The 21,651-nt window shown below is 60.5% G+C and carries 21 protein-coding genes; 13 read left to right on the top strand and 8 right to left on the bottom strand.

From position 1 onward, the window contains the following. Window positions 1–160 precede the first annotated feature (160 nt). Together AAIS01_RS05285 and AAIS01_RS05280 are read left to right on the top strand one after the other, a co-directional pair. Window positions 161–1,237: a Rieske 2Fe-2S domain-containing protein gene (locus tag AAIS01_RS05285; protein ID WP_343468112.1), complete on the top strand. Its 1,077-nt coding sequence runs from the start codon at window positions 161–163 to the stop codon at window positions 1,235–1,237. After that, window positions 1,234–2,184, top strand: coding sequence for a PDR/VanB family oxidoreductase (locus AAIS01_RS05280; RefSeq protein WP_343468111.1), 951 nt, complete (start codon window positions 1,234–1,236; stop codon window positions 2,182–2,184). The genes AAIS01_RS05285 and AAIS01_RS05280 overlap by 4 nt, the downstream gene beginning before the upstream one ends. A 35-nt stretch (window positions 2,185–2,219) precedes the next feature. On the opposite strand, the gene AAIS01_RS05275 is transcribed toward AAIS01_RS05280, so the two are convergent. The 4 genes from AAIS01_RS05275 to AAIS01_RS05260 form a co-directional block, all read right to left on the bottom strand. Next, entirely contained in the window at window positions 2,220–2,933 is a 714-nt protein-coding gene (locus AAIS01_RS05275) for a GntR family transcriptional regulator (protein ID WP_343468110.1), read from the bottom strand. A 213-nt stretch (window positions 2,934–3,146) separates the two neighbouring features. Further along, window positions 3,147–5,015, bottom strand: a complete 1,869-nt coding sequence (locus AAIS01_RS05270) for a feruloyl-CoA synthase (protein WP_343468109.1) — start codon at window positions 5,013–5,015, stop codon at window positions 3,147–3,149. 142 nt (window positions 5,016–5,157) lie between these two features. Further along, window positions 5,158–6,606 (bottom strand): aldehyde dehydrogenase, encoded by a 1,449-nt coding sequence (locus tag AAIS01_RS05265; RefSeq protein WP_343468108.1) that lies wholly within the window; start codon window positions 6,604–6,606, stop codon window positions 5,158–5,160. Window positions 6,607–6,712: 106 nt separating this feature from the next. Further along, window positions 6,713–7,543: a p-hydroxycinnamoyl CoA hydratase/lyase gene (locus tag AAIS01_RS05260; protein WP_343468107.1), complete on the bottom strand. Its 831-nt coding sequence runs from the start codon at window positions 7,541–7,543 to the stop codon at window positions 6,713–6,715. 216 nt (window positions 7,544–7,759) lie between these two features. On the opposite strand from AAIS01_RS05260, the gene AAIS01_RS05255 reads away from it, so the two are divergent. From AAIS01_RS05255 to fapF, 9 genes are all read left to right on the top strand, one after another. Beyond that, a complete protein-coding gene (locus AAIS01_RS05255) occupies window positions 7,760–8,248 on the top strand; it encodes a MarR family winged helix-turn-helix transcriptional regulator (RefSeq protein WP_343468106.1) in 489 nt (162 codons plus the stop codon). A 57-nt stretch (window positions 8,249–8,305) separates the two neighbouring features. Continuing rightward, complete coding sequence (pnuC, locus tag AAIS01_RS05250) at window positions 8,306–8,869, top strand: nicotinamide riboside transporter PnuC (RefSeq protein ID WP_343468105.1); 564 nt, start codon at window positions 8,306–8,308, stop codon at window positions 8,867–8,869. Next, window positions 8,866–9,390 carry an AAA family ATPase gene (locus tag AAIS01_RS05245; protein ID WP_343468104.1) on the top strand — a complete coding sequence of 175 codons (525 nt, stop codon included), beginning with the start codon at window positions 8,866–8,868 and terminating at the stop codon, window positions 9,388–9,390. The genes pnuC and AAIS01_RS05245 overlap by 4 nt, the downstream gene beginning before the upstream one ends. 320 nt (window positions 9,391–9,710) lie before the next feature. Then, on the top strand, window positions 9,711–10,160 hold the full coding sequence (gene fapA, locus AAIS01_RS05240; RefSeq protein WP_343468103.1) for a hypothetical protein: 450 nt from the start codon (window positions 9,711–9,713) through the stop codon (window positions 10,158–10,160). Between the two features lies 1 nt (window position 10,161). After that, complete coding sequence (fapB, locus tag AAIS01_RS05235; RefSeq protein ID WP_343468102.1) at window positions 10,162–10,740, top strand: fibril amyloid subunit FapB; 579 nt, start codon at window positions 10,162–10,164, stop codon at window positions 10,738–10,740. A gap of 63 nt (window positions 10,741–10,803) precedes the next feature. Continuing rightward, window positions 10,804–11,775: a heme utilization protein gene (locus tag AAIS01_RS05230; RefSeq protein WP_343468101.1), complete on the top strand. Its 972-nt coding sequence runs from the start codon at window positions 10,804–10,806 to the stop codon at window positions 11,773–11,775. A gap of 64 nt (window positions 11,776–11,839) precedes the next feature. Continuing rightward, complete coding sequence (locus AAIS01_RS05225) at window positions 11,840–12,520, top strand: C39 family peptidase (protein WP_343468100.1); 681 nt, start codon at window positions 11,840–11,842, stop codon at window positions 12,518–12,520. 59 nt (window positions 12,521–12,579) lie between these two features. Beyond that, window positions 12,580–13,326 (top strand): fibril amyloid subunit FapE, encoded by a 747-nt coding sequence (fapE, locus tag AAIS01_RS05220; RefSeq protein WP_343468099.1) that lies wholly within the window; start codon window positions 12,580–12,582, stop codon window positions 13,324–13,326. A gap of 46 nt (window positions 13,327–13,372) precedes the next feature. Next, the gene (fapF, locus tag AAIS01_RS05215) at window positions 13,373–14,653 is read left to right on the top strand and encodes a fibril amyloid transporter FapF (RefSeq protein WP_343468098.1); all 1,281 of its coding nucleotides are present in this window, start codon (window positions 13,373–13,375) and stop codon (window positions 14,651–14,653) included. Between the two features lie 92 nt (window positions 14,654–14,745). Here the strand turns inward: fapF and AAIS01_RS05210 are convergent, their stop codons facing one another. After that, window positions 14,746–16,071 (bottom strand): sigma-54 dependent transcriptional regulator, encoded by a 1,326-nt coding sequence (locus AAIS01_RS05210; protein WP_092397934.1) that lies wholly within the window; start codon window positions 16,069–16,071, stop codon window positions 14,746–14,748. A gap of 340 nt (window positions 16,072–16,411) precedes the next feature. On the opposite strand from AAIS01_RS05210, the gene AAIS01_RS05205 reads away from it, so the two are divergent. Together AAIS01_RS05205 and AAIS01_RS05200 are read left to right on the top strand one after the other, a co-directional pair. Next, window positions 16,412–16,678, top strand: coding sequence for a hypothetical protein (locus AAIS01_RS05205; protein ID WP_092397932.1), 267 nt, complete (start codon window positions 16,412–16,414; stop codon window positions 16,676–16,678). Window positions 16,679–16,866: 188 nt separating this feature from the next. Beyond that, a complete protein-coding gene (locus AAIS01_RS05200) occupies window positions 16,867–18,156 on the top strand; it encodes an NHL repeat-containing protein (protein WP_343468097.1) in 1,290 nt (429 codons plus the stop codon). Between the two features lie 13 nt (window positions 18,157–18,169). On the opposite strand, the gene AAIS01_RS05195 is transcribed toward AAIS01_RS05200, so the two are convergent. From AAIS01_RS05195 to gnd, 3 genes are read right to left on the bottom strand one after another with little or no spacing between them, the layout of a single operon-like run. Continuing rightward, entirely contained in the window at window positions 18,170–18,991 is an 822-nt protein-coding gene (locus AAIS01_RS05195; RefSeq protein ID WP_343468096.1) for an HAD family hydrolase, read from the bottom strand. Beyond that, a complete protein-coding gene (gene zwf, locus AAIS01_RS05190) occupies window positions 18,988–20,508 on the bottom strand; it encodes a glucose-6-phosphate dehydrogenase (protein ID WP_343468095.1) in 1,521 nt (506 codons plus the stop codon). The genes AAIS01_RS05195 and zwf overlap by 4 nt, the downstream gene beginning before the upstream one ends. Beyond that, window positions 20,505–21,509: a phosphogluconate dehydrogenase (NAD(+)-dependent, decarboxylating) gene (gene gnd, locus AAIS01_RS05185; RefSeq protein WP_343468357.1), complete on the bottom strand. Its 1,005-nt coding sequence runs from the start codon at window positions 21,507–21,509 to the stop codon at window positions 20,505–20,507. The genes zwf and gnd overlap by 4 nt, the downstream gene beginning before the upstream one ends. Window positions 21,510–21,651 lie beyond the last annotated feature (142 nt).

Raw genomic sequence — 21,651 nt, 5'->3', positions numbered from 1 at the left:
TGTCTGGAAGATTTGTGCAGTTCTATTCATAGGAACGAAAACAAATGGATCCATTACAGAGCGCCAACGGTCTGCCAAACCGCCAAAAATATTGACAACGGAAATAGTTAAGAGAGTTAATGGATCCATAAGCACAACAATGTCCGTACGGAGATCCGTCATGTACCCCAAGAACACCTGGTATGTCGCCTGCACCCCTGATGAAATCGCTGACAAACCGCTGGGCCGCCAGATATGCGGTGAGAAAATGGTTTTTTACCGCGGTCATGAAGGCCAGGTTGTCGCTGTGGAAGACTTCTGCCCCCATCGCGGCGCCCCGCTCTCTTTGGGCTATGTCGAAAACGGTAACCTGGTGTGCGGCTATCACGGCCTGGTGATGGGGGGCGACGGCAGAACTGTTGAAATGCCAGGGCAACGGGTGCGCGGTTTCCCTTGCAACAAGACCTTTGCGGTTCAGGAACGTCATGGGTTTATCTGGGTCTGGCCCGGTGACCAGGCCCTGGCCGACCCGACGCTGATCCATCATCTTGAATGGGCAGAAAGTGACGAGTGGGCTTACGGCGGCGGCCTGTTCCATATCCACTGCGATTATCGCCTGATGATCGACAACCTGATGGACCTGACCCACGAAACCTATGTACACGCTTCCAGCATCGGCCAGAAGGAAATCGACGAGGCGCCGCCGGTGACCACCGTTGAAGGGGACGAAGTGGTCACCGCCCGGCACATGGAAAACATCATGGCCCCGCCCTTCTGGCGCATGGCCTTGCGCGGTAACAACCTGGCCGACGACGTGCCGGTGGACCGCTGGCAGATCTGCCGTTTCACCCCGCCCAGCCATGTGCTGATCGAAGTCGGCGTGGCCCATGCCGGCAAAGGCGGGTATCACGCCGAACCGCAGTTCAAAGCGTCCAGCATCGTGGTGGACTTCATCACCCCGGAAACCGAGACATCCATCTGGTACTTCTGGGGCATGGCCCGGCACTTCCAGCCACAGGACGAAGCGCTGACCGCCAGCATTCGCGAGGGCCAGGGCAAGATTTTCAGCGAAGACCTGGAGATGCTCGAGCGTCAGCAACGCAACCTGCTGGATCACCCACAACGCAGCCTGCTCAAGCTCAACATCGATGCCGGCGGCGTGCAGTCGCGCCGGGTGCTGGACCGTTTGATTGCCCGTGAGCGCGAGCCACAAGCGGAATTGATTGCCAGCACCCATCAGGGGGAGCAACGAGCATGATTGAAGTCCAGGTCACGGCGCGGCACCACGAAGCCCAGGACATCTGCAGCTACGAGCTCACGAGTGTCGACGGCCAGCCATTGCCCGCGTTCACCGCCGGAGCCCACATCGACGTACACCTGCCCAACGGTATGATTCGTCAGTATTCGCTGTGCAATCATCCCGAGGAACGGCATCGCTACCTCATCGGGGTGCTCAAGGATGCGGCGTCTCGAGGCGGTTCGCGCAATTTGCATGAACAGATTCTGCCTGGCGCGCGCCTGCTGATCAGCGAACCGCGCAACTTGTTCCCCCTCGCCCCAGAGGCCCGGCGCAGCTTGCTGTTTGCCGGAGGCATCGGTATCACGCCAATCCTGTGCATGGCCGAACAACTGGCCCAGAGCGGTGCGGCGTTCGAGCTGCATTACTGCGCCCGATCCAGGGAGCGGGCAGCGTTTGTCGAACGCTTGCGCCGGTCACCCTATGCCGATCGGGTGTTCCTGCATTTTGATGAAGAACCCGAAACCATGCTGGACGCCGCTCGAGTGCTGGCCGCGCCCGGTGACGATTTGCACCTTTATGTGTGCGGCCCCGGCGGTTTCATGCAGTATGTACTCGATACCGCCAGGGTCCTGGGCTGGCAGGAAACCTGTGTGCACCGCGAGTATTTCGCCGCGGCGCCCACCGACACCCGCGCGGACGGCAGCTTCTCAGTGAAAGTCGCCAGCAGCGGCCAGGTCTTCGAAATACCCGCCGACCGAAGCGTGGTCCAGGTGCTGGAAAGTCATGGCATCGAGGTTCCGATTTCCTGCGAACAAGGCGTGTGCGGCACCTGCCTGACGCGTGTGCTGGAAGGCGTGCCGGAGCACCGGGACATGTTTCTGACCGAGGCTGAACAGGCTTGCAACGACCAGTTCACGCCGTGCTGCTCCCGCTCGAAGACGCCCTTGCTGGTGTTGGATCTCTAACCTTCCAGACCCACATGAAGCCCTGTGGGAGCGTCTCATTCTGAACGAAGAATCACCTTCATCCGCTCATCAGCCAACGTCGAGCCGAACACCTCGGCATAACGCAAAGTCGCATTGGCATGCTCGCGCATGATTGCCTCGGCGCGGGCACCCTGACGATGGATCAGCGCATCGAACACCGAGTGGTGCTGCATATGCGCATAGTTGAAGCGGCGAAACTCACCGGCCATGTTCTGGCGATCCACCGCCAGGGCGGTGACTGAGGCAAAGGGCAGGTGATCGTTGCGAGCCAGGGCATCAGCAATGGCCGGATTGCGGCTGCCTTCGACGATCACCTGATGAAAGCGCATGTTCAAGTCGTGATAGACCTCAAGGTCATCCTCGGTCACGTAGCCCTTGGCAAACAGTTCATCGCCCTGCACCAGGCATTGCTCAAGCGCCGCCCGCGCCTCTTCGGACAGTCCGTGCTCAGCCGTTTGCCGCGCGGCAAGTCCCTCCAGCACGCCACGCACCTCCACCGCCCCGGCGATCTGCTCGGCGCTGACCGAACGGACCTGGAATCCTCGACCACCAAAGCGCACCAGCAAGCCTTCCTGCTCAAGGGTGCGGAACGCCATGCGCACCGGCATCCGCGAAACGCCGAACAGCTCTGCAGTGGGAATCTCCATCAAACGCTCACCGCCCGCCAGCTCGCCGGAGGCGATCATCCTGCGCAGCGCGATCAGCACCGTTTGGCCGGGCTTACTCATCCAGGTTCTTCCAGAGAAAACAGAGTTGCCATAGTAGAAGGCTTGGGGCGGTGTGTCACAGGGGGTAGGCCAATCGAAGAAGAATCAGGCTCAGGAAAGTCCTGTGGGAGCAAGGCTTGCCCGCGATGGCGGTAGATCAGCCAACATTGATGCCAACTGATCCATCGCCATCGCGGGCAAGCCTTGCTCCCACATGCCTTGTGTCTGGACCGACTAGTTCGCCCGCAGGATCAACGGATCTTCGCCGCGGTACAACGCTTCGACTTTCGCCGCACGCCACTGCAGCACCGCCCGCTGGTTGATCGAGCCCTTGTCCGTGATTTCGCCACGATCGATGGACGCCGGTTCATCGAGCAAGGCAATCCACTCCACGCGGCTGGCGTTGCCGCTGGCCTCGCGGTTAAGCCGATGCAGCCAGTCGGCGAACCATTGGCGTACCGGTGGGCTGGCCAAGACCTCGGCATCGCTGGCCTCCGGAGCAAGCCCCGACAAACGTCGGCACTCAGCCAGCCGTGGGAACACCAACGCGCCCAGGCACTCGCGATCCGGCGCGGTCACCACCAGGTCCTGGACGTAAGGGGTTCCCTCCAGCACCGCCCGGTTACGCAGCGGCCCGACACTGACGAACACCCCGGAGGACAACTTGAAGTCCTCGGCTATCCGTCCGTCAAACATCAAGCCCAGTTGCGGGTCATTGGGATCGGCCAACTTGATGGCATCGCCCGAGCAATAAAAACCGTCTTCGTCGAACACCTCGGCGGTCTGCTGCGGCGAGCGCCAGTAGCCGGGCATGATGTGCGGCCCGCGGAAGCGGCCTTCGAACTTGCCGTCCACCGGCACCAGCCGCACCTCGCAACCGGGCGCCGGCAAGCCGATGTAACCGGCCATGGACAACGGCCCGGTGGTGAAAGTGCAGGACGGCGAGGCCTCGGTCATGCCCAGCCCGGCCATCATGCGGATGCGTTCACCGCAATGCTGTTCGGCCACCTTGTCGAGCCGGTCCCACGTACTTTGGGACAGACCCGCTGCCGCAAAAAAGAACAGGCTGATGCGCTCGAAGAAACGCTCGCGCAACGCGCCGTCCTGTTCCAGGGCGCTGACCAGCTCTTCCCAGCCCTTGGGCACGGTCAGGTACGCAGTGGGCGAAATCTCCTTGAGGTTGCGCAAGGTTTCGGCGAAGCCCTGGGCGGTGGGCTTGCCGTCGTCCAGGTAAAACGTGCCGCCGTTGTACAACACGATGCCGACGTTGTGACTGCCACCGAATGTGTGGTTCCACGGCAACCAATCCACCAATACCGGCGGCGCTTCACCGAACACCGGAAAGGTCTGCAAGAGCATTTGCTGGTTGGCGCAGAGCATGCGTTGGGTAGTGATCACAGCCTTGGGCAGCTTGGTGGAGCCCGAGGTAAAGAGGAATTTGGCGATGCTGTCCGGCCCGGTGGCGGCAAAGGCCCGCTCGGCCTCGATACCACCGGGTTGCGCCAACAGGCTGGCAAAGCTTGCCCTGGACCTTGCGGCCATTTCCCCACGAACTGTGATCAAGGGAATGTCCGCCGGCAACACCGCATTGATCGCCCGCTCAAACGGCGCAGCCTCGCTGACAAACACCAACCCCGGCTGCAACAGATCGCAAACGTGGCGCAGCTTGGCGAAATCCTGGGACAACAACGAATAGGCCGGCGACACCGGGCAATAGGGAATCCCGGCGTACATCGCACCAAGGGCCATTTGCAAGTGCTCGATGTCATTACCCGATAGCAGCGCCAGGGGCTTTTCGGCGGACAATCCATAGCTCAATAGGCCTTGCGCGATGGCCCGCACACTGTCGAGCATCTGGGCATAGCTGACCCGCCGCCAGTCCCCGCCCGCCTGGCGGGCGGCAATAAAGGTCTGTTGCGGGCGCACCTGGGCCCAATGCACCAGGCGATCGAGCAAACGCGTCGGCAACGCAGCCAACGGCTCCAGGGAGCGCATGTGCAGGATGCCCTGCTCTTCTTTGACTTCAACGGCTGGATGACCAATCGACACTTGGCGATAACGCTCTGAGCCGGTTTGGGAGGACGATCTGAACTCAACACTCACGTACATTTCCTCCATCAAGGCACACCGAGCCCGCGCGAAGCGAGCGGAGTGTGGCAGCACCTGGCTGCGGCCTTTTATTGTTATGTCTGGCCTGCACCGGGACGGCGATCTCTACGCGCCGCCGCCCGCAATGCGACGGATATCAGATCGGGTAATGCCGAGCGCCGTTCTGCAGCGTCACCCAGCGCAACTGGGTGAAATGCTCGATGGACGCCTTGCCGCCAAAACTGCCGTAACCGCTGGACTTGACCCCACCGAAGGGCATCTGCGCCTCGTCGTGCACGGTCGGACCATTGATGTGGCAGATGCCCGACTCGACCCGTTGGGCCAAGGCCAACGCCCGAGTGGTATCGCGGCTGAAAATGGCTGCCGAAAGGCCGAATTCGGAATCATTGGCCAAGCGCAACAAGGCTTCGTCGCCTTCACCCCGCAGCAATACGGCCACCGGACCGAACGACTCTTCGCGGTACAGACGCATGTCTGGAGTGACGCCGTCGAGCAAGGTCGGCTGCAGAATGCTGCCGTCCAGTTGCCCTCCCGCCACCAGCGTCGCGCCTTTGGCCAAGGCATCGTCGATCAACCCCTTGATACGCTGGCCGGCACTGACGTCTACCAGCGAACCCAATACCGAATCACCGGCCGCAGGATCGCCGGCACGCAAGGTGGCGATCTTGGCGCTCAGCCGGGAAACAAAGGCATCGGCCACGCTGGCATCGACGATCAGCCGCTCGGTGGACATGCAGATCTGCCCCTGATTGAAGTACGCCCCGAAGGCGGCGGCTTCTACCGCTGCATCCAGGTCAGCGTCATCGAGCACCAGCAACGGCGCCTTGCCGCCCAGTTCCAGTAATGCCGGCTTGAGGTGGCGCGCCGACAGTTCGCCAACGATGCGTCCGACATGGGTCGAGCCGGTGAAATTGACGCGGCGTACCGCCGGGTTGGCGATCAGCCGCGCGACAATGGCCGGCGCATCCGCCGGGGCATTGCAGATGACATTGACCACGCCATCGCCCAGGCCGGCGTCCTGCAATACCTGGCCAATCAAGCGGTGCACCGCCGGGCTGATTTCAGAAGCCTTGAGCACCACGGTGTTGCCGCAGGCCAGAGGCATGGCGATAGCGCGGGTGGCGAGAATCACCGGGGCATTCCACGGGGCAATACCCAGCACCACGCCACACGGCTGACGCAGGGCCATGGCAAAACTGCCGGGCACATCCGATGGAATGACTTCGCCGTTGATCTGGGTGGTCATCGACGCAGCTTCGCGTAGCATATTGGCCGCCAGGTGCACGTTGAAACCGTACCAGTTGGCCATCGCCCCCGTCTCGCCGGCAGCGGCAATGAACTCGCCAGTGCGCGCCTGCAACTGCTCGGCGGCACGCAGCAGACGCGTGCGCCGCTCATTGGGCGCCAGCGCTGCCCAGGCGGGAAACGCGGCTTGCGCGGCGGCCACGGCGGCGTCGGCATCCTCCAGCGTGGCAGCCGCCACACGGGAGACCACTTCACCGGTTACCGGATTACAACGCTCGAAAGTCCGACCGTCACGGGCGGGGCACGACTGGCCGCCGATCAACAGGGGCACGTCCAGCATGGTGATTCCTCTTTATTGTCTTTATAGGGAACACATTCACAGTAGCGCCAAGGGCCTTTGAGCAACAGCCTGCGGGCACAGGATCGGCACCCGCCGCGCCGTTGTCTCAGCGTTTGTAGGTCTGCAGCCCCGGCTTGATGCTCTTGTCGTCGAGGAACTGCTTCATCCCCTGCTCGCGACCACCCTCGGTGTCCAGCAGGCGCGACTGATCGAGCTTGGCGTACAGGTAATCTTCGTTTTGCTCCCACGTCAGTTCGCGGCAGCGCTTGAACCCATGCTTGGCTGCTCGCAACACCACCGGGTTTTTCTCCAGCAGGTTACGCGCCAGCTCAACGGTGACTTCACGCAGTTGCGCCAGGGGCACGCTGTCGTTGACCAGCCCCATCTCGGCGGCTTTCTGCCCCCCAAAGGTCTTGCCAGTCATGATGTAGTACAGCGACTGGCGATGGCCCACGGTATCGGCCATGGCCTTGCTGACCAGGTTGCCGGGCGGGATGCCCCAGTTGATTTCCGAAAGGCCGAAGGTCGCTTCGTCAGCGCAGATCGCCAGGTCACACGCCACCAGCGGACTGAAGCCGCCACCGAAACACCAGCCATTGACCATGGCAATGGTCGGCTTGGCGTACATGCGCAGCAATTTCCATTGCCACTGGGAGGCTTCGCGACGGATTTTTTCTTGCAGGATTTCAGGCCCCGCATCCACTTCGCGGAAATATTCCTTGAGGTCCATGCCCGCCGTCCAGGCATCGCCAGCGCCGGTCAGCACCAGTACACCGGCGGCCGGATCCTGTTCCAGGGTTTCCAGCACGTCGATCATCTCGCGATTGAGCGTCGGGCTCATGGCGTTGCGTTTTTCCGGGCGATTGAGGGTGACCCAGGCGATGCCTTCCTCGATATCGACCTTGACCGTTTTCCAGCGACCTTCGTAATTGCTCATGGCGGGGGTGCTCTCTTGTTCTTGACTGAAGATGAGCAAAAACTAAACTCGAAAACTAGTTATGTCAATTAACTATTAATCCATTTATCTGTATTTCCTACGACCGGCAGGACAGAGCTGCAGATCACGAATTCGATCTCCACCATAGCCATCGCGCTTCAACCTCGGCAAAATGGATAGCCTTGTTAATCACTCACCTTGAGGATGCTCCCTTCGATGGCCAAGTCTTCCAAGCTTGCCGAACCCGCCGAGCCCCAGGCCAGCGGTGCCGACGCACAGGCCCCACTGGACTCCGCGCTGGATGATCTGATCGGTTACGCCCTGCGTCGCGCTCAATTGAAACTGTTCCAGAACCTGATCGGTCGACTTGCCATTCACGATCTGCGGCCCGCCCAGTTTTCGGCCCTGGCGATCATCGACCAGAACCCCGGCCTGATGCAGACTGATCTGGCCAAGGCCCTGGCAATCGAGCCGCCGCAAGTCGTGCCGCTGTTGAACAAACTGGAGAGCCGGGCGCTGGCCGTGCGGGTACGGTGCAAGCCTGACAAACGCTCCTACGGGATATTTTTGAGCAAAACCGGCGAAACCCTGCTCAAGGAACTCAAGCAAATCGCCGCACAGAGCGACCTGGACTCCACCTCAACGCTTGACGGTGCCGAGCGGGAAGAATTGCTGCGCCTGCTCAAGAAGGTTTACCAGTCATAGAAAAACGGGCGTAAGCGTTTACAATCGCCGCCCTCTCTTACTCTCCAAGGAACCGCCATGTCCGGGCTTGAACTGTTTGCCGCAGCCCTCGGCGTGATCGCTGTCTGGTTGACCGTCAAGCAGAATCCCTGGTGCTGGCCGATCGGCTTGGTCATGGTGCTGCTCTACAGCTGGATCTTCTTCGAAGTGAAGCTGTACTCGGACATGTTGCTACAACTGGTCTACGCCGTGCTGCAACTGTATGGCTGGTACCAATGGACTCGCGCCGGGCAGCACCATGAGGGGCGACACATCACCCGCCTGGGCACGCCTTCAGTGCTGCGTGGCTTGGCCGTCGGCGCGGCAGGCAGCCTGATGCTGGGCGCAGCCATGGCGCACTGGACCGACGCCGCCCAACCCTGGCTGGACGCCGCGCTCACCGGTTTCAGTCTCGTGGCCCAGTGGTGGATGGCGCAAAAACGCGTGCAATGCTGGCCGCTGTGGATCGCCCTGGACATCATCTTCGTGGGCTTGTTCATCTACAAGGACCTGTACCTGACCGCCGCGCTCTACGCGCTGTTCACTCTGTTGGCCGTCCAGGGCTGGCGCGAATGGCGCACCGACCCGGTCTTGCGCACATGAAGGTGATGGTGCTCACCGGGCCGGAGTCCAGCGGCAAAAGCTGGCTGACGGCGCAATTGCAGGAGCACTTCGGCGGCTTGCGAGTGGACGAATACGTTCGCCACTTCATGGAGCAGAACCCGCGTGAAACCCGCCTGTCGGACATCAGCGATATCGCCGCAGGACAGTTGGCCTGGGAAGACGCCGCCCGCGCTTGTAAACCGTCGCTGTTGATCCTCGACACCCACCTGTTGAGCAATATCCTCTGGAGCCAGACCCTGTTCGGCGACTGCCCAGGCTGGCTGGAACCGGCCCTGTTGGCGCGCCATTACGACTTGCACCTGCTGCTGAGCCCGCAACAGGTCGAATGGACCGGGGACGGGCTGCGCTGCCAACCCGAGTTGGGCGACCGGATGCGGTTTTTCGAGGCGATCAAGCAATGGCTGGTTCAGCATGAGCAACCCTTCCAGATCATTGAAGGCGATTGGGCGCAACGCAAGGAACGGGTGTTTGCGGCGGTGACTCGACTGCTCCAAGGCTGATTCCCCCCTGTGCCTGTTCCACTCCTGAAACACCCCGGTCGTGCCAAACCCGGCTCCAGAGCACCTCGGTGGTTTTTGCGGCGCCTCTGTCAGGTTCTTGAAACACCCGCTCCCAAAGCCCTGAGCCAGAGCCAGGCGATAGCGCACGGCCATTAGCCTCTATCGGCCTGTCTCACGGATGAAACAGTTGCCGGTCTCCGACCACCAGGCACCTTTCAACTCGTTGAATTCGTGAGTTTTTCCAGAAGCGGCACAACACCTGCTCTTTCCCCTTCGCAACGCTGGACCAAAGCCAGCCCACCGAAGAAGGAATCGATGCCGTGGGGACTTTCAATAGAAGTTTGACCTGCCTGCTGTTGATCGGCTGCGCCACCGGCGCGACGTTCAGCCTCCCCTTGCAGGCCGAGGGCAACGGCGTCATTGTCCTAACCCGTGACGTCCAACCCGTTCATATCGGTCGCAACGGTGGCAAAGACCCCTACCCGACCACCGTCAACGCCAACCCGTCCGATCGAGTCAATCAGGCGACTGCCAGCATCGAGCTGAGCGACGGCGAATTCGCCAACGTTGCCAGCGGCTCGTCGATCCGCAACGCCGTCAACCCGAACAACACCGGGGTGCAAGGTCTGAATGTCGTGACCAACCCCAACGGCCTGCCGGGCATGCGCGCCGGTCACGGTGGCGGCAGCGGTGGTGCTATCTCCGGCACGATCAACCGTTCGCTGAGTTCCGGCTTGGCCCCGTTGGGTCGGCTGGGCGGGGGGCAGTGACATGAAACCAGCCCTGTTTCTGTTTGCCCTGCTCGGCTCATCCACCGTGTTCGCCGATCCGGGCGTGGCGGTGATCAGTCACGCCAACCTGCAGGATTCCGGCAGCCGCTATACCGGCAACTTCAACGTCAACCAGGCCGCTGGCGACCAGACCCAACAGACCAACACCCGAGCCATCGCTATCGGCACCCACGCCCAGGCCACGACCGACGTGCGCCAACGGCTGGACACAGCGGCCGACTCGTCCATGAACGCAACGGCCCGCATCGGCGGCAGCTCATTCAGCAACGGCAACGGCGTACTGGGCGTAAATCAGTCCGCCGGTGCCAACAACCAGATGGCCAATGTCATGCGAGTGGGCATCAGTGCCCGCCCGCAGAGCATCGACGATAGCGCCCTTTCTCAGCAGAACGTGGCGTTGTTACCAAGCTCAGGAGCAACTGGCACCCCAACCGGCAGTCGCCAGGTCGTCACCAGCGACCAGGCCTTCACCGGCAGCCGAGGGGTCATCCAGGTGAACCAGAGTGCCGGGGTGGGGAACCGCATGGCTAACACCCTGAGCATCCGGGTCGCTGACTGACCCGGAAACAGTGCGCATAAGAAAGTACTGACACTTAACCAACGACACGCAAGGAGAAACACCATGAAACCAACAATGGCACTCAAACCATTGGTTTTTGCTCTCGCCGCTGTCATGGCAATGGCCGCGCAGGCTGAAGGAAACGGACGTGGCAACGGGCACGGCCATCACGGTCCGCAAGGGCCGTCGTTTGAGCAACTGCTCTCGATCACCGCCGGGGCTGGCGCGGCTGTGATGGATGTGCAGAACAGCGACGGCAACGTCGTGACCAACCAGGCCACCCGCAACACCGCTGAAGCCGCTGACTCGCTCAATGGCAGCAACGGCAACATGGGCGCCAACATCGCCGCTGGCGACGGTAACCAGCAAGACAACGCCGCTGCCATCGCCACCGCTGACGAAGCGTTCATCTTCGGCTCGGCGGTCGCTGCCTCCAGCGCCATGCAGGTCAATAACAATAACTACGTCAAAAACAACTCGACCCAAAACAACGCCTCGCTCACCAATGCGGGCAACAATGGCTCCGGCAATATCGGCATCAACGTGACTGCCGGCAACTTCAACCAACAGAAAAACAACCTGGCCATCGCTGTATCGGGTGGACGTGTCGCCGAAGCCGCAGCCGCGGCCGATCAGTCCTCCACAGGCCTTGTGGTCGACAACAAGGGCGTACGGACCTACAAGACCGACACCCTCACCAGCACCTATGCCGCTTCAGGCACGTTCAAGGCCAAAGGCACCGGCACCGTCGAAGAAGACAACCATGGCGGCTGGGGCAACAGAGGCGGCTACGGCGGCGGTCACGATGACGACAAGTTCAAGTTCTCCGCCGTGGGTACCTTCGAACTGGCCGGCAGCAACACTCAGCAAGTGCTGACCCGCGATGGCTGGAAAAACCCGGTCATCAACAACGCCACCATGACCAACTCCATGAATGGCTTCTCCGGTAACGGCGGCGCCAACGTGTCGGCGGGCGTGGGCAACCAGCAAAGCAACTCGCTGTCCATTGCAGCCGGTTGCAGGGCTTGCATGTAAGCGCGATCGAAACGAAGCCCCGGAAACGGGGCTTCTTTCCCAGGTTTGCATAGGCGTATCGATCATGCGAGCGGCAGCCCTTTCCCTGCTCCTTTGCCTGGCCAGCGTGGCTGAAGCTGCGCAGATGCCAGTCGCCGCCCTACCCGGCGGCATGCTGGTCTACAAGCCGGTGCAGAGCATACGCGAGCGCAAGTTCAGCGACATCGTCGAACAGAAAACCGATTTCAGTTGCGGCGCCGCCGCGCTGGCCACGGTCCTGCGCCAGGCCTATTGGCTTGACGTCGATGAAGAACACGTCATCAAGGGCATGCTGGTCAACGCCGACCATGACCTGGTCCGCACCCAGGGATTTTCCATGCTCGACATGAAGCGCTACGTGGAAAGCATCGGCATGCGCGCCCGGGGCTACCGGATACCGCCGGAAAAACTCGAGGCAGTGACGATTCCAGTAGTGGTCCTGATGGACATCCGTGGCTACAAGCACTTCGTGGTCATGCAGAGAGCCGATCCACAATGGGTCTATATCGCCGACCCCGTGTTGGGGCACAAACGCTACGCCCATGATGATTTCGTCAAAGGTTGGAACGGCATCGTTTTTGCCATCGTCGGCCCGGGTTACGACAAGACCAACGCCCTGCGCACCCCTCCGCAACCGCTGACGGCGCGTAACAAACTGGACGGGTTCAACCCGGTCAAAGATGCAGAGTTAATGGATTTTGGTTTCATACAGAGCGACTTTTTCTAATCGCCGACCTATCGCCAACGATAAGTATAAAAAGGGGCAGGAAGCTCCGGGAGCACCACATGAAAACTTCACGCTGGCTGGTGTTTGCCAGCCTTGCCGCGGCTGTGTCGGGCCATGCCCACGCCGGATTCAAACCCATCGAAGTCAAGGATCAGGAGCTTGCCGAACTGCGTGGACGCTATGTCATGCCCGGTCGGGTCATCAGCTTCGGCATCGTCATGAGCAGCACCTGGCGCAACGCCAGTGGCGACCTGATCGGTGCGAGCAGTTCCATGCAGATCCAGGCGGCCACCGTCAAACCCCAATTCTATGTCTCAACCATCAAGCAGACCGGCAATGGCCAACCCCCGCAACAGGGCAGCGGCAACATTGTCGGTGGCGCGGGCCTGGCGGGCGGCCAGGGCGTGACCCAGAGCGTACGCGCCGCGGGTGATGGCAATTCCGCCTACAACAACGTCAGCATCAACGTCAGGGAAAGCAATCAGGCCCCCGCGCTGGAGCCTGCTCAAGGCCAATTGCTGAGCAAAGGCCAAACCATCAGTGGCAGCAACGCCGCTGGCAGCGTCGCGGTCACCGCCACCGGCAGCGGCGTGCAGATGGCGATCCAGGCCAACCACAACCAGGGCAGTACCCTGCAACAAGTAGCCCAGGGCGGATTACTGCAAAACACGCGTCTGCTGGGTAACAGCAACCTGGTCAACAACCTGACGCAACTCAACGTCGTTCTGAACAACAACGGCCCCAGCGCCGGAGCTTTGGACTGCAACCTGACCCAGTTGCGCGGCCTGCGTAATCTCGGATATTGAACTACGCTGCCTTGCGACCATTGGGCAAATAGGGACGGCATATTTCATGTATCGATCCGTATCGTTGCGCGCTGTGATGTGTGTAAGCGCTCTTTTACCGGCAACCCTGCTCCAAGCAGCGCCTGACGCCGACATTGAGGCCCTGAAACAGGAGCTTCTGGAGCTCAGGCAACGATACGAGGTTCAGCAAAGAGCCCTGGCGGTACTCGAACAGCGAGTTCGCCAGGTCGAGGATCAACCCGCCGCGCCTGCGCCCAGACGCCTGGCCAAATCCCCAGCCGACATGAAAGGCAACCAGACCGTGGCCGGCGGTGCTGCGGCCGCCGGTGGCAGCGGTTACGGGCAGTCCCTGGCCGATGACTCACAACCGGCCCAGAGCGTCTCCAACCTCTATGACGAGGCCAGCGGCTTTTTCGGCGGTGGCAAATTCAGTTTCGAAACCGGCGTGACTTATTCGCGCTACGACACACGACAATTGATCCTGAACGGCTTCCTGGCCCTGGACTCGATTTTCCTGGGCAACATCAACCTGGACCGAATCAAGGCCGACACCTGGACCCTGGACCTCACCGGCCGCTATAACTTCGACAATCGCTGGCAGTTCGACCTCAACGTACCGGTGGTCTACCGCGAATCCACCTATCAGTCCGGCGGTGCCAATCAAGGGGCCGCCGGGGTGACCAGCGAAGAGACCGTCACCCGCGACCCCACCATCGGTGACGTCAACTTCGGCATCGCCTACAAGTTCATGGACGAATCGATCAACAGCCCGGACGCGGTGCTCACGCTGCGCGTCAAGGCCCCCACCGGCGAGGAGCCGTTCGGCATCAAGCTGCGTCAGTCCCAGGCCAACACCAACCTGTTCGTGCCTGAAGACCTGCCCACCGGTAACGGCGTATGGTCGATCACACCCGGGATCTCGCTGGTCAAGACCTTCGATCCGGCCGTGCTGTTCGGCAGCCTTTCCTACACCCACAACTTTGAAGAGTCCTTCGACGACATAAGCTCCACCGTCAACCAGAGGATACCGGGCAAGGTCCGGATCGGCGACAGCTTCCAGATCGGTGCGGGCATTGCCTTCGCGCTGAACGAGAAGATGAGTATGTCGTTCTCGGTTTCCGACCTCATCCAAAAGAAAAGCAAGCTCAAACAGGACGGCGGGGATTGGGAGTCGGTGGTCTCCAGCGACGCCAATGCCGGCTATTTCAACATCGGCATGACCGTAGCGGCCAGCGACAACCTGACCATCGTGCCCAACCTGTCCATCGGCCTGACCGACGATGCACCGGACTTCACCTTTAGCCTGAAATTCCCCTATTACTTCTGATGCAGTCCTTGCGGGAGCGAGCCTGCTCACGATAGCAATCGATCAGTTAACTGTTCGTAACTGACACACCGCTATCGCGAGCAGGACTTGATTCAGCGGATTTGATGTTTGTGCAGCAGCCGATAGAACGTCGGCCGGGATATGCCCAGCACGCGGGCAGCAACACTCAGGTTATCACTGTGACGGTTAAGTACGTCGCTCAGCGCCTGGCGTTCAGCACGGGTCTTGTAGTCTTCAAGAGTGCCCATCGGCGCAACCGGCCCTTGGTGGCCGGTCAGGCCAAGGTCCATCGCTTCGATCTGCCGCCCCTCGGCCAACACCAGGCCGCGACGTACCCGGTTAGCCAGCTCGCGCACATTTCCCGGCCAGTCATGCTTGCCCATGGCCACCAGCGCGTCTTCGCTGAAGCTGCGGGGCCGGCGACCGGTTTCCTGACTGTAGAAATGAGAGAAGTGGCTGGCCAGCATCGACAAATCGCCATGGCGTTCACGCAACGGCGCCATCAGCACCTGCAGCACGTTCAAGCGATAATACAGGTCTTCACGAAACAGCTTGTGCTCGATGGCGGCTTCCAGATCCACATGGGTGGCGGCCAAAATCCGCACATCAACGGCGATTGGCTGGCTGCCTCCGACCCGCTCAATGTGTTTCTCCTGCAGGAAACGCAACAGATTGGCCTGTAGCTCCAACGGCAGGTCGCCAATTTCATCCAGAAACAGGGTGCCGCCGTGCGCCGCTTCGATCCGCCCGATCTTGCGCTGATGGGCACCTGTAAAGGCGCCTTTCTCATGCCCGAACAACTCCGACTGGATCAAGTGCTCCGGTATCGCACCACAATTGATGGCAATGAACGGTTTGTTTCGACGATGGGACTGACGATGCAGCGTGCGCGCCACCAGTTCCTTGCCAGTGCCGCTTTCACCGCGAATCAACACCGGCGATTCGGCAGGTGCCAGCTTGCTCAACAACTTGCGCAGCTCCCGAATGGGTTTGCTGTCACCCAGTAATTCATGTTCAGGCTCATTGACGTGAATCGAGCCTTGTCCGCGCAAACGCGCCATGCCAAAGGCACGGCCCAGGGTCACCTGAACCCGGGACACGTCGAATGGCAAGGTATGGAAATCAAAAAACCATTCGCAGACAAAGTCTCCAACATTCTTCAAACGCAGCACTTCCTGATTCAGTACGGCGATCCATTCAGTGCCGCTGCGGCTGATCAACTCCTTGACCGCCTCCGGCCGTTCCAGGTGAAAAGGCTGAAGTCGCAAGAGCCCGACGTCACACGTTCGATCACCCGCATGTTCAAGGGAACAGCTCTCCACGTCCCAGCCGATGGTGCGTAATCCGGGCAACAGGCGATGGCAATCATCGCAGGGATCAACCACGAGCAGACGACGCGACGTACTGGCTTCGATCATGACTGATCCTTGGCGCCAAAATAAGGAATATGAGGAAAAACAGTCGTTTGGCGAACCTGCATGTAACAGTAGCAAGAAGTTGACACCTGCTTGTATCAATTGATTATCGAATGCTCTTTAAAGTGGTTATAAGCGCGTGTTTCGTTAGTTGTCGCTTGTCTGAATCTTTCATCGAGCTTTCAAACAAAAGTCCAAACGCCGGGCCTGAAAGAAAATCGAAATTTATTTAAGGAATGTGTGACCTGCCCCCCCTTCCGAGACATCAGTACAAGTAACCCGCCGCCCGGTACGCCCAACCGACGGCAGATCATTTGATTGGGCACACTGAAGAGATAACGCCATGAACGCCCCGCTCCGTATCAACGAAGCTCTTTTGATTGCCGACCGCGCCTTTCGTCCTTTTCAATGCGTGGCCTGGGCTCCACAAGACGGTAATGGTGAACTGAGCCTGACCGTCATTGACCGCACCAATACTCATATTGGCCGCACTCAGATTCCAAGCAGTGCCTATACCGACCCGGCCCAACTGGCTGACTGGTTGAAACAGGCTCGTGCCGAGTTGAGCCAGGAAGGCTACACACTGCAATCCTGGTCCATGCCTGAGTAAACCTCTTGTTGATAAAGCTGATGATGGATTGCAGGCTCTGCACTGGGTCGAAAAGCCATTGTTCTGGCACGATTCGCGGCTGTTTCTGCAGCGTTTGACAGTTGTGCATTGTCACGTTCAGGGATTGAATGTTGCCCTCATGCAGTCGTCGCCCCTCCGGGCTTATCGACACGCAAGGAGAGGCATGCATGCTCGATCAATCCGCGTTTGCAATGCCGACGGCCCTCGCCTGTGCCGGCCAACTCGACCCAGGCTTTGCCGATCATGGTAAAGCCTGGCTGCAGTTCACCGGCAGCCTCTGGAGCCTCACCACGGGCCTGACGATTGATCATGCCGGCAGGATTCTGGTGGCGGCCAGGATCGAAACCTCCGAAGGCAGCCGTTTCGGGCTTGCACGGCTCAACCACGACGGCTCGGCTGATACGGGCTTCGGACACAATGGCTGTGTGATCGGTTCTTTTGAGCGCGGTTTCGAAGCCACGGCCGGCAAGGTGACGGTATTACCCGACGGCCAGATCCTGTTGTCCGGCCTGCACTACGAAAACACTGACCGTACCCTGCCCGCCGTGGCGCTGTTCGATCAGCAGGGCTGCGCCGTTCAGAACTTCGGCAAAGCCGGGCGGCAGGTCATACGGCTGTGCGGTAATCTCTCCCAAGGCCTGCGCGATACCTGGCTCCCCCCCGGCGTACCGGGTCTCGAAGCCTGTGATATGCGTGTCCAGGCCGATGGCCGGATCCTCCTCCTGGCCAACCATCATTACCAATTATCTGACCATGTCGGCATCCTGATCCGGCTCTTGCCGGACGGCGCATTGGACACCTCGTTCAACAACCGCGGCTTTGTGATGGTCCGGCGTCTATTGAAAAATACCTGGCTAGGCTGTGTGGCACTTCAGGCCGACGGCAACATTGTGGTCGGCGGAGTCATTGACTTGCCACAACAAGGTTTGATGGCCCGCTATGACCCCAGCGGCACACTGGATGACAGCTTTGGCGAGGACGGTTTCCTGTCCATCACGACTCAGCAGCACAGCGTGATGGTCAGCCAGATCGTCCAGCTTGCAAACGGTGATCTGCAAGCGTTGGGCAGCAGCCGCGACCCGATGCATTGCCTGTCGTTAAGAGTGGGCAGAGACGGCAAACCGGACCCTCGTTGCAATCAAGGGCAGTGTCAGCTCCTGAAAATCGGCAACAACGCCAGTCAGTGGACGGCCGCCCAGCTTCAAGCGGACGCAAAGCTGGTGACCGCTGGAGCCACCATCGGCGGTATCGAAGCCGACTTCGTTCTGGCCCGGCACTTGCCGGACGCCAGCCTCGACCCGGATTTCGGTGACGGCAAAGGCTGGGTCCGCACTCGATTGGGCTACAGCCTCGACACTGCCACATCCCTGGCTCTCCAAACAGACGGGAAGATCCTCGTGGGTGGCTACTCCCTGCATGGCAACTATCGTGCGGTGGTGGCGCGGTACCAGCCCTGAGGACTTGCCTGGTTCAACGAGCCAGAATGAATCGCTCGATGGCCAGCGCCGCGCCATCTTCGGTGTTGGCTGCGGTGATGACATCGGCCTGACGCTGGATCGCCTCCTCCGCCTGCCCCATGGCAATCGACAACCCCGCACGGTGAAACATCGCCGGATCGTTGCCACCGTCGCCCATGGCGGCGGTCTGCTCCAACGGCACGCCCAGGAACGCTGCCAGGGTCGCCAACGCTTCCCCCTTGTTAGCCTGCATTGCGGTCACATCCAGATAGATCGGTTGCGACCGGGAGACCTGAGCCTGGCCCTTGAGCAGCGGATGCAACCGAGCCTCCAGTTCCACCAGCAGTTGCGTATTGGCGCTGGTCGCGACGATCTTGTCGATACGCTCCAGATAAGGCTCGAAACTCTCGACTTGCACCGGCGGATAGCCAAGGCCGCGCGTCTCCACCGGCACCATCGGACCGTTGGCGTCGCGCACCAGCCAGTCACCGTCGGCAAACACCCACACCTCGAGACCAGGCTGGTCAGCGTACAAGGCCAGCGTCGCCAACGCCGCCTCCGGTGGCAGGTAGTGCACGGCGAGGAAACTGCCGTCCGGGTGGACCAGCGTACCGCCGTTGAACGCGGCGGTAGGTAGGTCGACGCCCAAGGCTTCGATCTGCTGCAACATCGCCCGGGGCGGCCGCCCGGTGGCGAGGCTGAACATCACGCCCGCCTCGCGCAGCGAGCGAACGGCTTCGATGGTGCGCTGGTTGAGACTGTGGTCGGGCAGCAACAACGTGCCGTCCATGTCACTGAGTAAAAAACGGATGGGGTGTTTCACCTGATCACTCATCCGAGGCCATGCCAAACGCGACCGTCGCGTGTCAGCAGGTCATTTGCGGCCGACGGGCCATCTTCACCCGCCTTATAGGGTTGGACCGTGGCGTCCTGTTGCCAGGCATCAAGGAACGGTTGCACCGCACGCCAGCCGTTTTCAATGTTGTCGGCCCGCTGGAACAGTGTCTGATCGCCAGTCAGGCAATCGTAGATCAGGGTTTCATAGCCCGTGGACGGTTGCATTTCGAAGAAGTCCTTGTAGGCAAAGCCCAGTTCAATATTCGCCATGTCAAGGGTCGGCCCCGGCCGCTTGGCCAGCAGGTCGAACCACATGCCTTCATTGGGCTGGATCTGGATCCTCAAATACGTGGGTTGCAGCTCATCGACTTCGGTATCGCGAAACTGTGCATAAGGCGCCGGTTTGAAGCAGATGACAATTTCCGTGTCCCGCACACTCATGTGTTTGCCTGTGCGCAGGTAAAACGGCACACCGACCCATCGCCAGTTATCGATCATCACCTTGAGGGCGACGTAGGTTTCGGTGCTGCTGTCGGGCGCGACATTGGCTTCCTCGCGGTAACCGTTGACCGCTACGCCGCCGACCTGGCCTGCGGTGTACTGGCCACGTACCGAGTTGGCGCGGGCCTGCTCCACCGACCAGGGGCGAATGGCCCCGACCACCTTGGCTTTTTCGCCGCGCACCGCATCGGCGCCAAAGGCGGCCGGCGGTTCCATGGCCACCATCGCCAGCAACTGGAACAAGTGGTTGGGCACCATGTCCCGCAGGGCGCCGGTGTGTTCGTAGAAACTGCCACGGGTTTCCACACCAACGGTTTCCGCGGCAGTGATTTGTACATGGTCGATGTAATGATTGTTCCAGAAAGCCTCGAACAGGCTGTTGGAAAAACGGCTGACCAGAATGTTCTGCACCGTTTCCTTGCCCAGGTAATGGTCGATCCGGTAGATCTGCTTCTCGCTCATGACTTTGAGCAGGCAGGCATTGAGCGCTTCGGCGGTTGGCAGATCGGAACCGAACGGTTTCTCGATCACCACACGCCGGAAGGCATCGTCCTGCTCCTGAAGCTGCCCGGCCGCACCGAGGCGGCGGACCACTTCACTGAAAAAACGCGGCGCGGTCGCCAGATAGAAAACCGCGTTGCCGGTGCCACTGGCGGCGATTTTCGCCGCCAGTGCTTCGTAGGTGCTGTCATCGAGGAAGTCACCCTGAACGTAACTGATGCCCCGGGCCAGGCTGGCCCACAGCACCGGGTCGAGCGCCTGGTCGGCATCGCCGCCCCTGCTCACCGCTTGGTGACGGATGAAATCCTCGAGTTTCCTGGCGAAGTCCACATCACTGATAGCGTTATGGTCGACGCCGACGATCTGCAGGCCATCCCCCAGCAGCCCGTCGCGACTGAGATGGTACAGCGCCGGCATCAGCAGACGCTTGACCAGATCGCCATGGGCGCCGAACAGAAACAGCGTGGTCGGCGGCGCGGGTTCTGCCTTGGATTTCCTGCCGATCGAGGTCATTTTTTCGGCGCCTCCACGTGGCCACCGAAACCAAAGCGCATGGCCGAGAGCATTTTGTCCCCGTAAGTGCTCTGCTGGCGGGAACGGAACCGGGCGAACAATGAACTGGAGAGCACCGGCACCGGCACCGCTTGCTCAATGGCCGCTTCGATGGTCCAGCGCCCTTCACCACTGTCGGCAACCTCACCGGAGAAGCCATCCAGCTTCGGATCGCTGGCCAAGGCGTCGGCGGTCAAATCCAGCAACCAGGACGACACCACACTGCCGCGACGCCAGACTTCGGCGATATCGGCCACATTCAAGTCGAATCGCTGCTCGGGTGGCAGGCTTTCGCTGGATTTGGTCTTGAGGATGTCAAAGCCCTCGGCGAAGGCCTGCATCATTCCGTATTCAATGCCGTTGTGAATCATCTTCACGAAATGCCCCGAACCGGCCGGCCCGGCGTGGATGTAGCCGCGTTCAGCGCGATCATCGTCGGATTTGCGATCGCGGGTGCGCGGGATATCGCCCATCCCTGGCGCCAGGCTGTCAAACAAGGGGTCCAGGCGCTTCACCACTTCAGTGTCACCGCCAATCATCATGCAATAACCGCGTCCCAGGCCCCAAACGCCGCCGGAAGTACCGACGTCGATATAATCCAGGCCTTTGACCGACAACGCCTGCGCGCGACGGATGTCATCCTTGTAGTACGTGTTACCGCCATCAATGATGACGTCGCCCGGCTCCAGCAACTCGCTGAGAACGTTAATCGTGTCTTCGGTGGGTGCACCGGCGGGCAACATGACCCAGACAGCCCGTGGTTTTTCCAGACCGGCCACCAGTTGCGGCAGATCCGCGACGCCCGTTGCGCCCTCCTGGCTCAGGTTTTCAACAAAGGCGGCGTTGCGATCGTAGACGACGGTGGTGTGCCCATTGAGCATCAGGCGCCGCGCAATATTGCCGCCCATGCGGCCCAGTCCAATGATCCCGAGTTGCATGTGCTGATGCTCCCTACTACAAATAAAGGTGTGTCAAAGGTTTAGCTCAATCGACGAGTGGAGGTTAGTCCAGAGCATTGCTGCATAGTTTCCGGGTAATTCGAGCGATCACAAGGGATAACGCTCCAGATCCGGCCAAAGACACAGCGACCATGAAAAATAAAAA

The organism is Pseudomonas halotolerans, from assembly GCF_039581215.1.
Lineage (GTDB): Bacteria > Pseudomonadota > Gammaproteobacteria > Pseudomonadales > Pseudomonadaceae > Aquipseudomonas > Aquipseudomonas tehranensis.
Note: the sequence above shows the minus strand (reverse complement) of the source record. Positions and strands in the feature narration are given on the sequence as shown.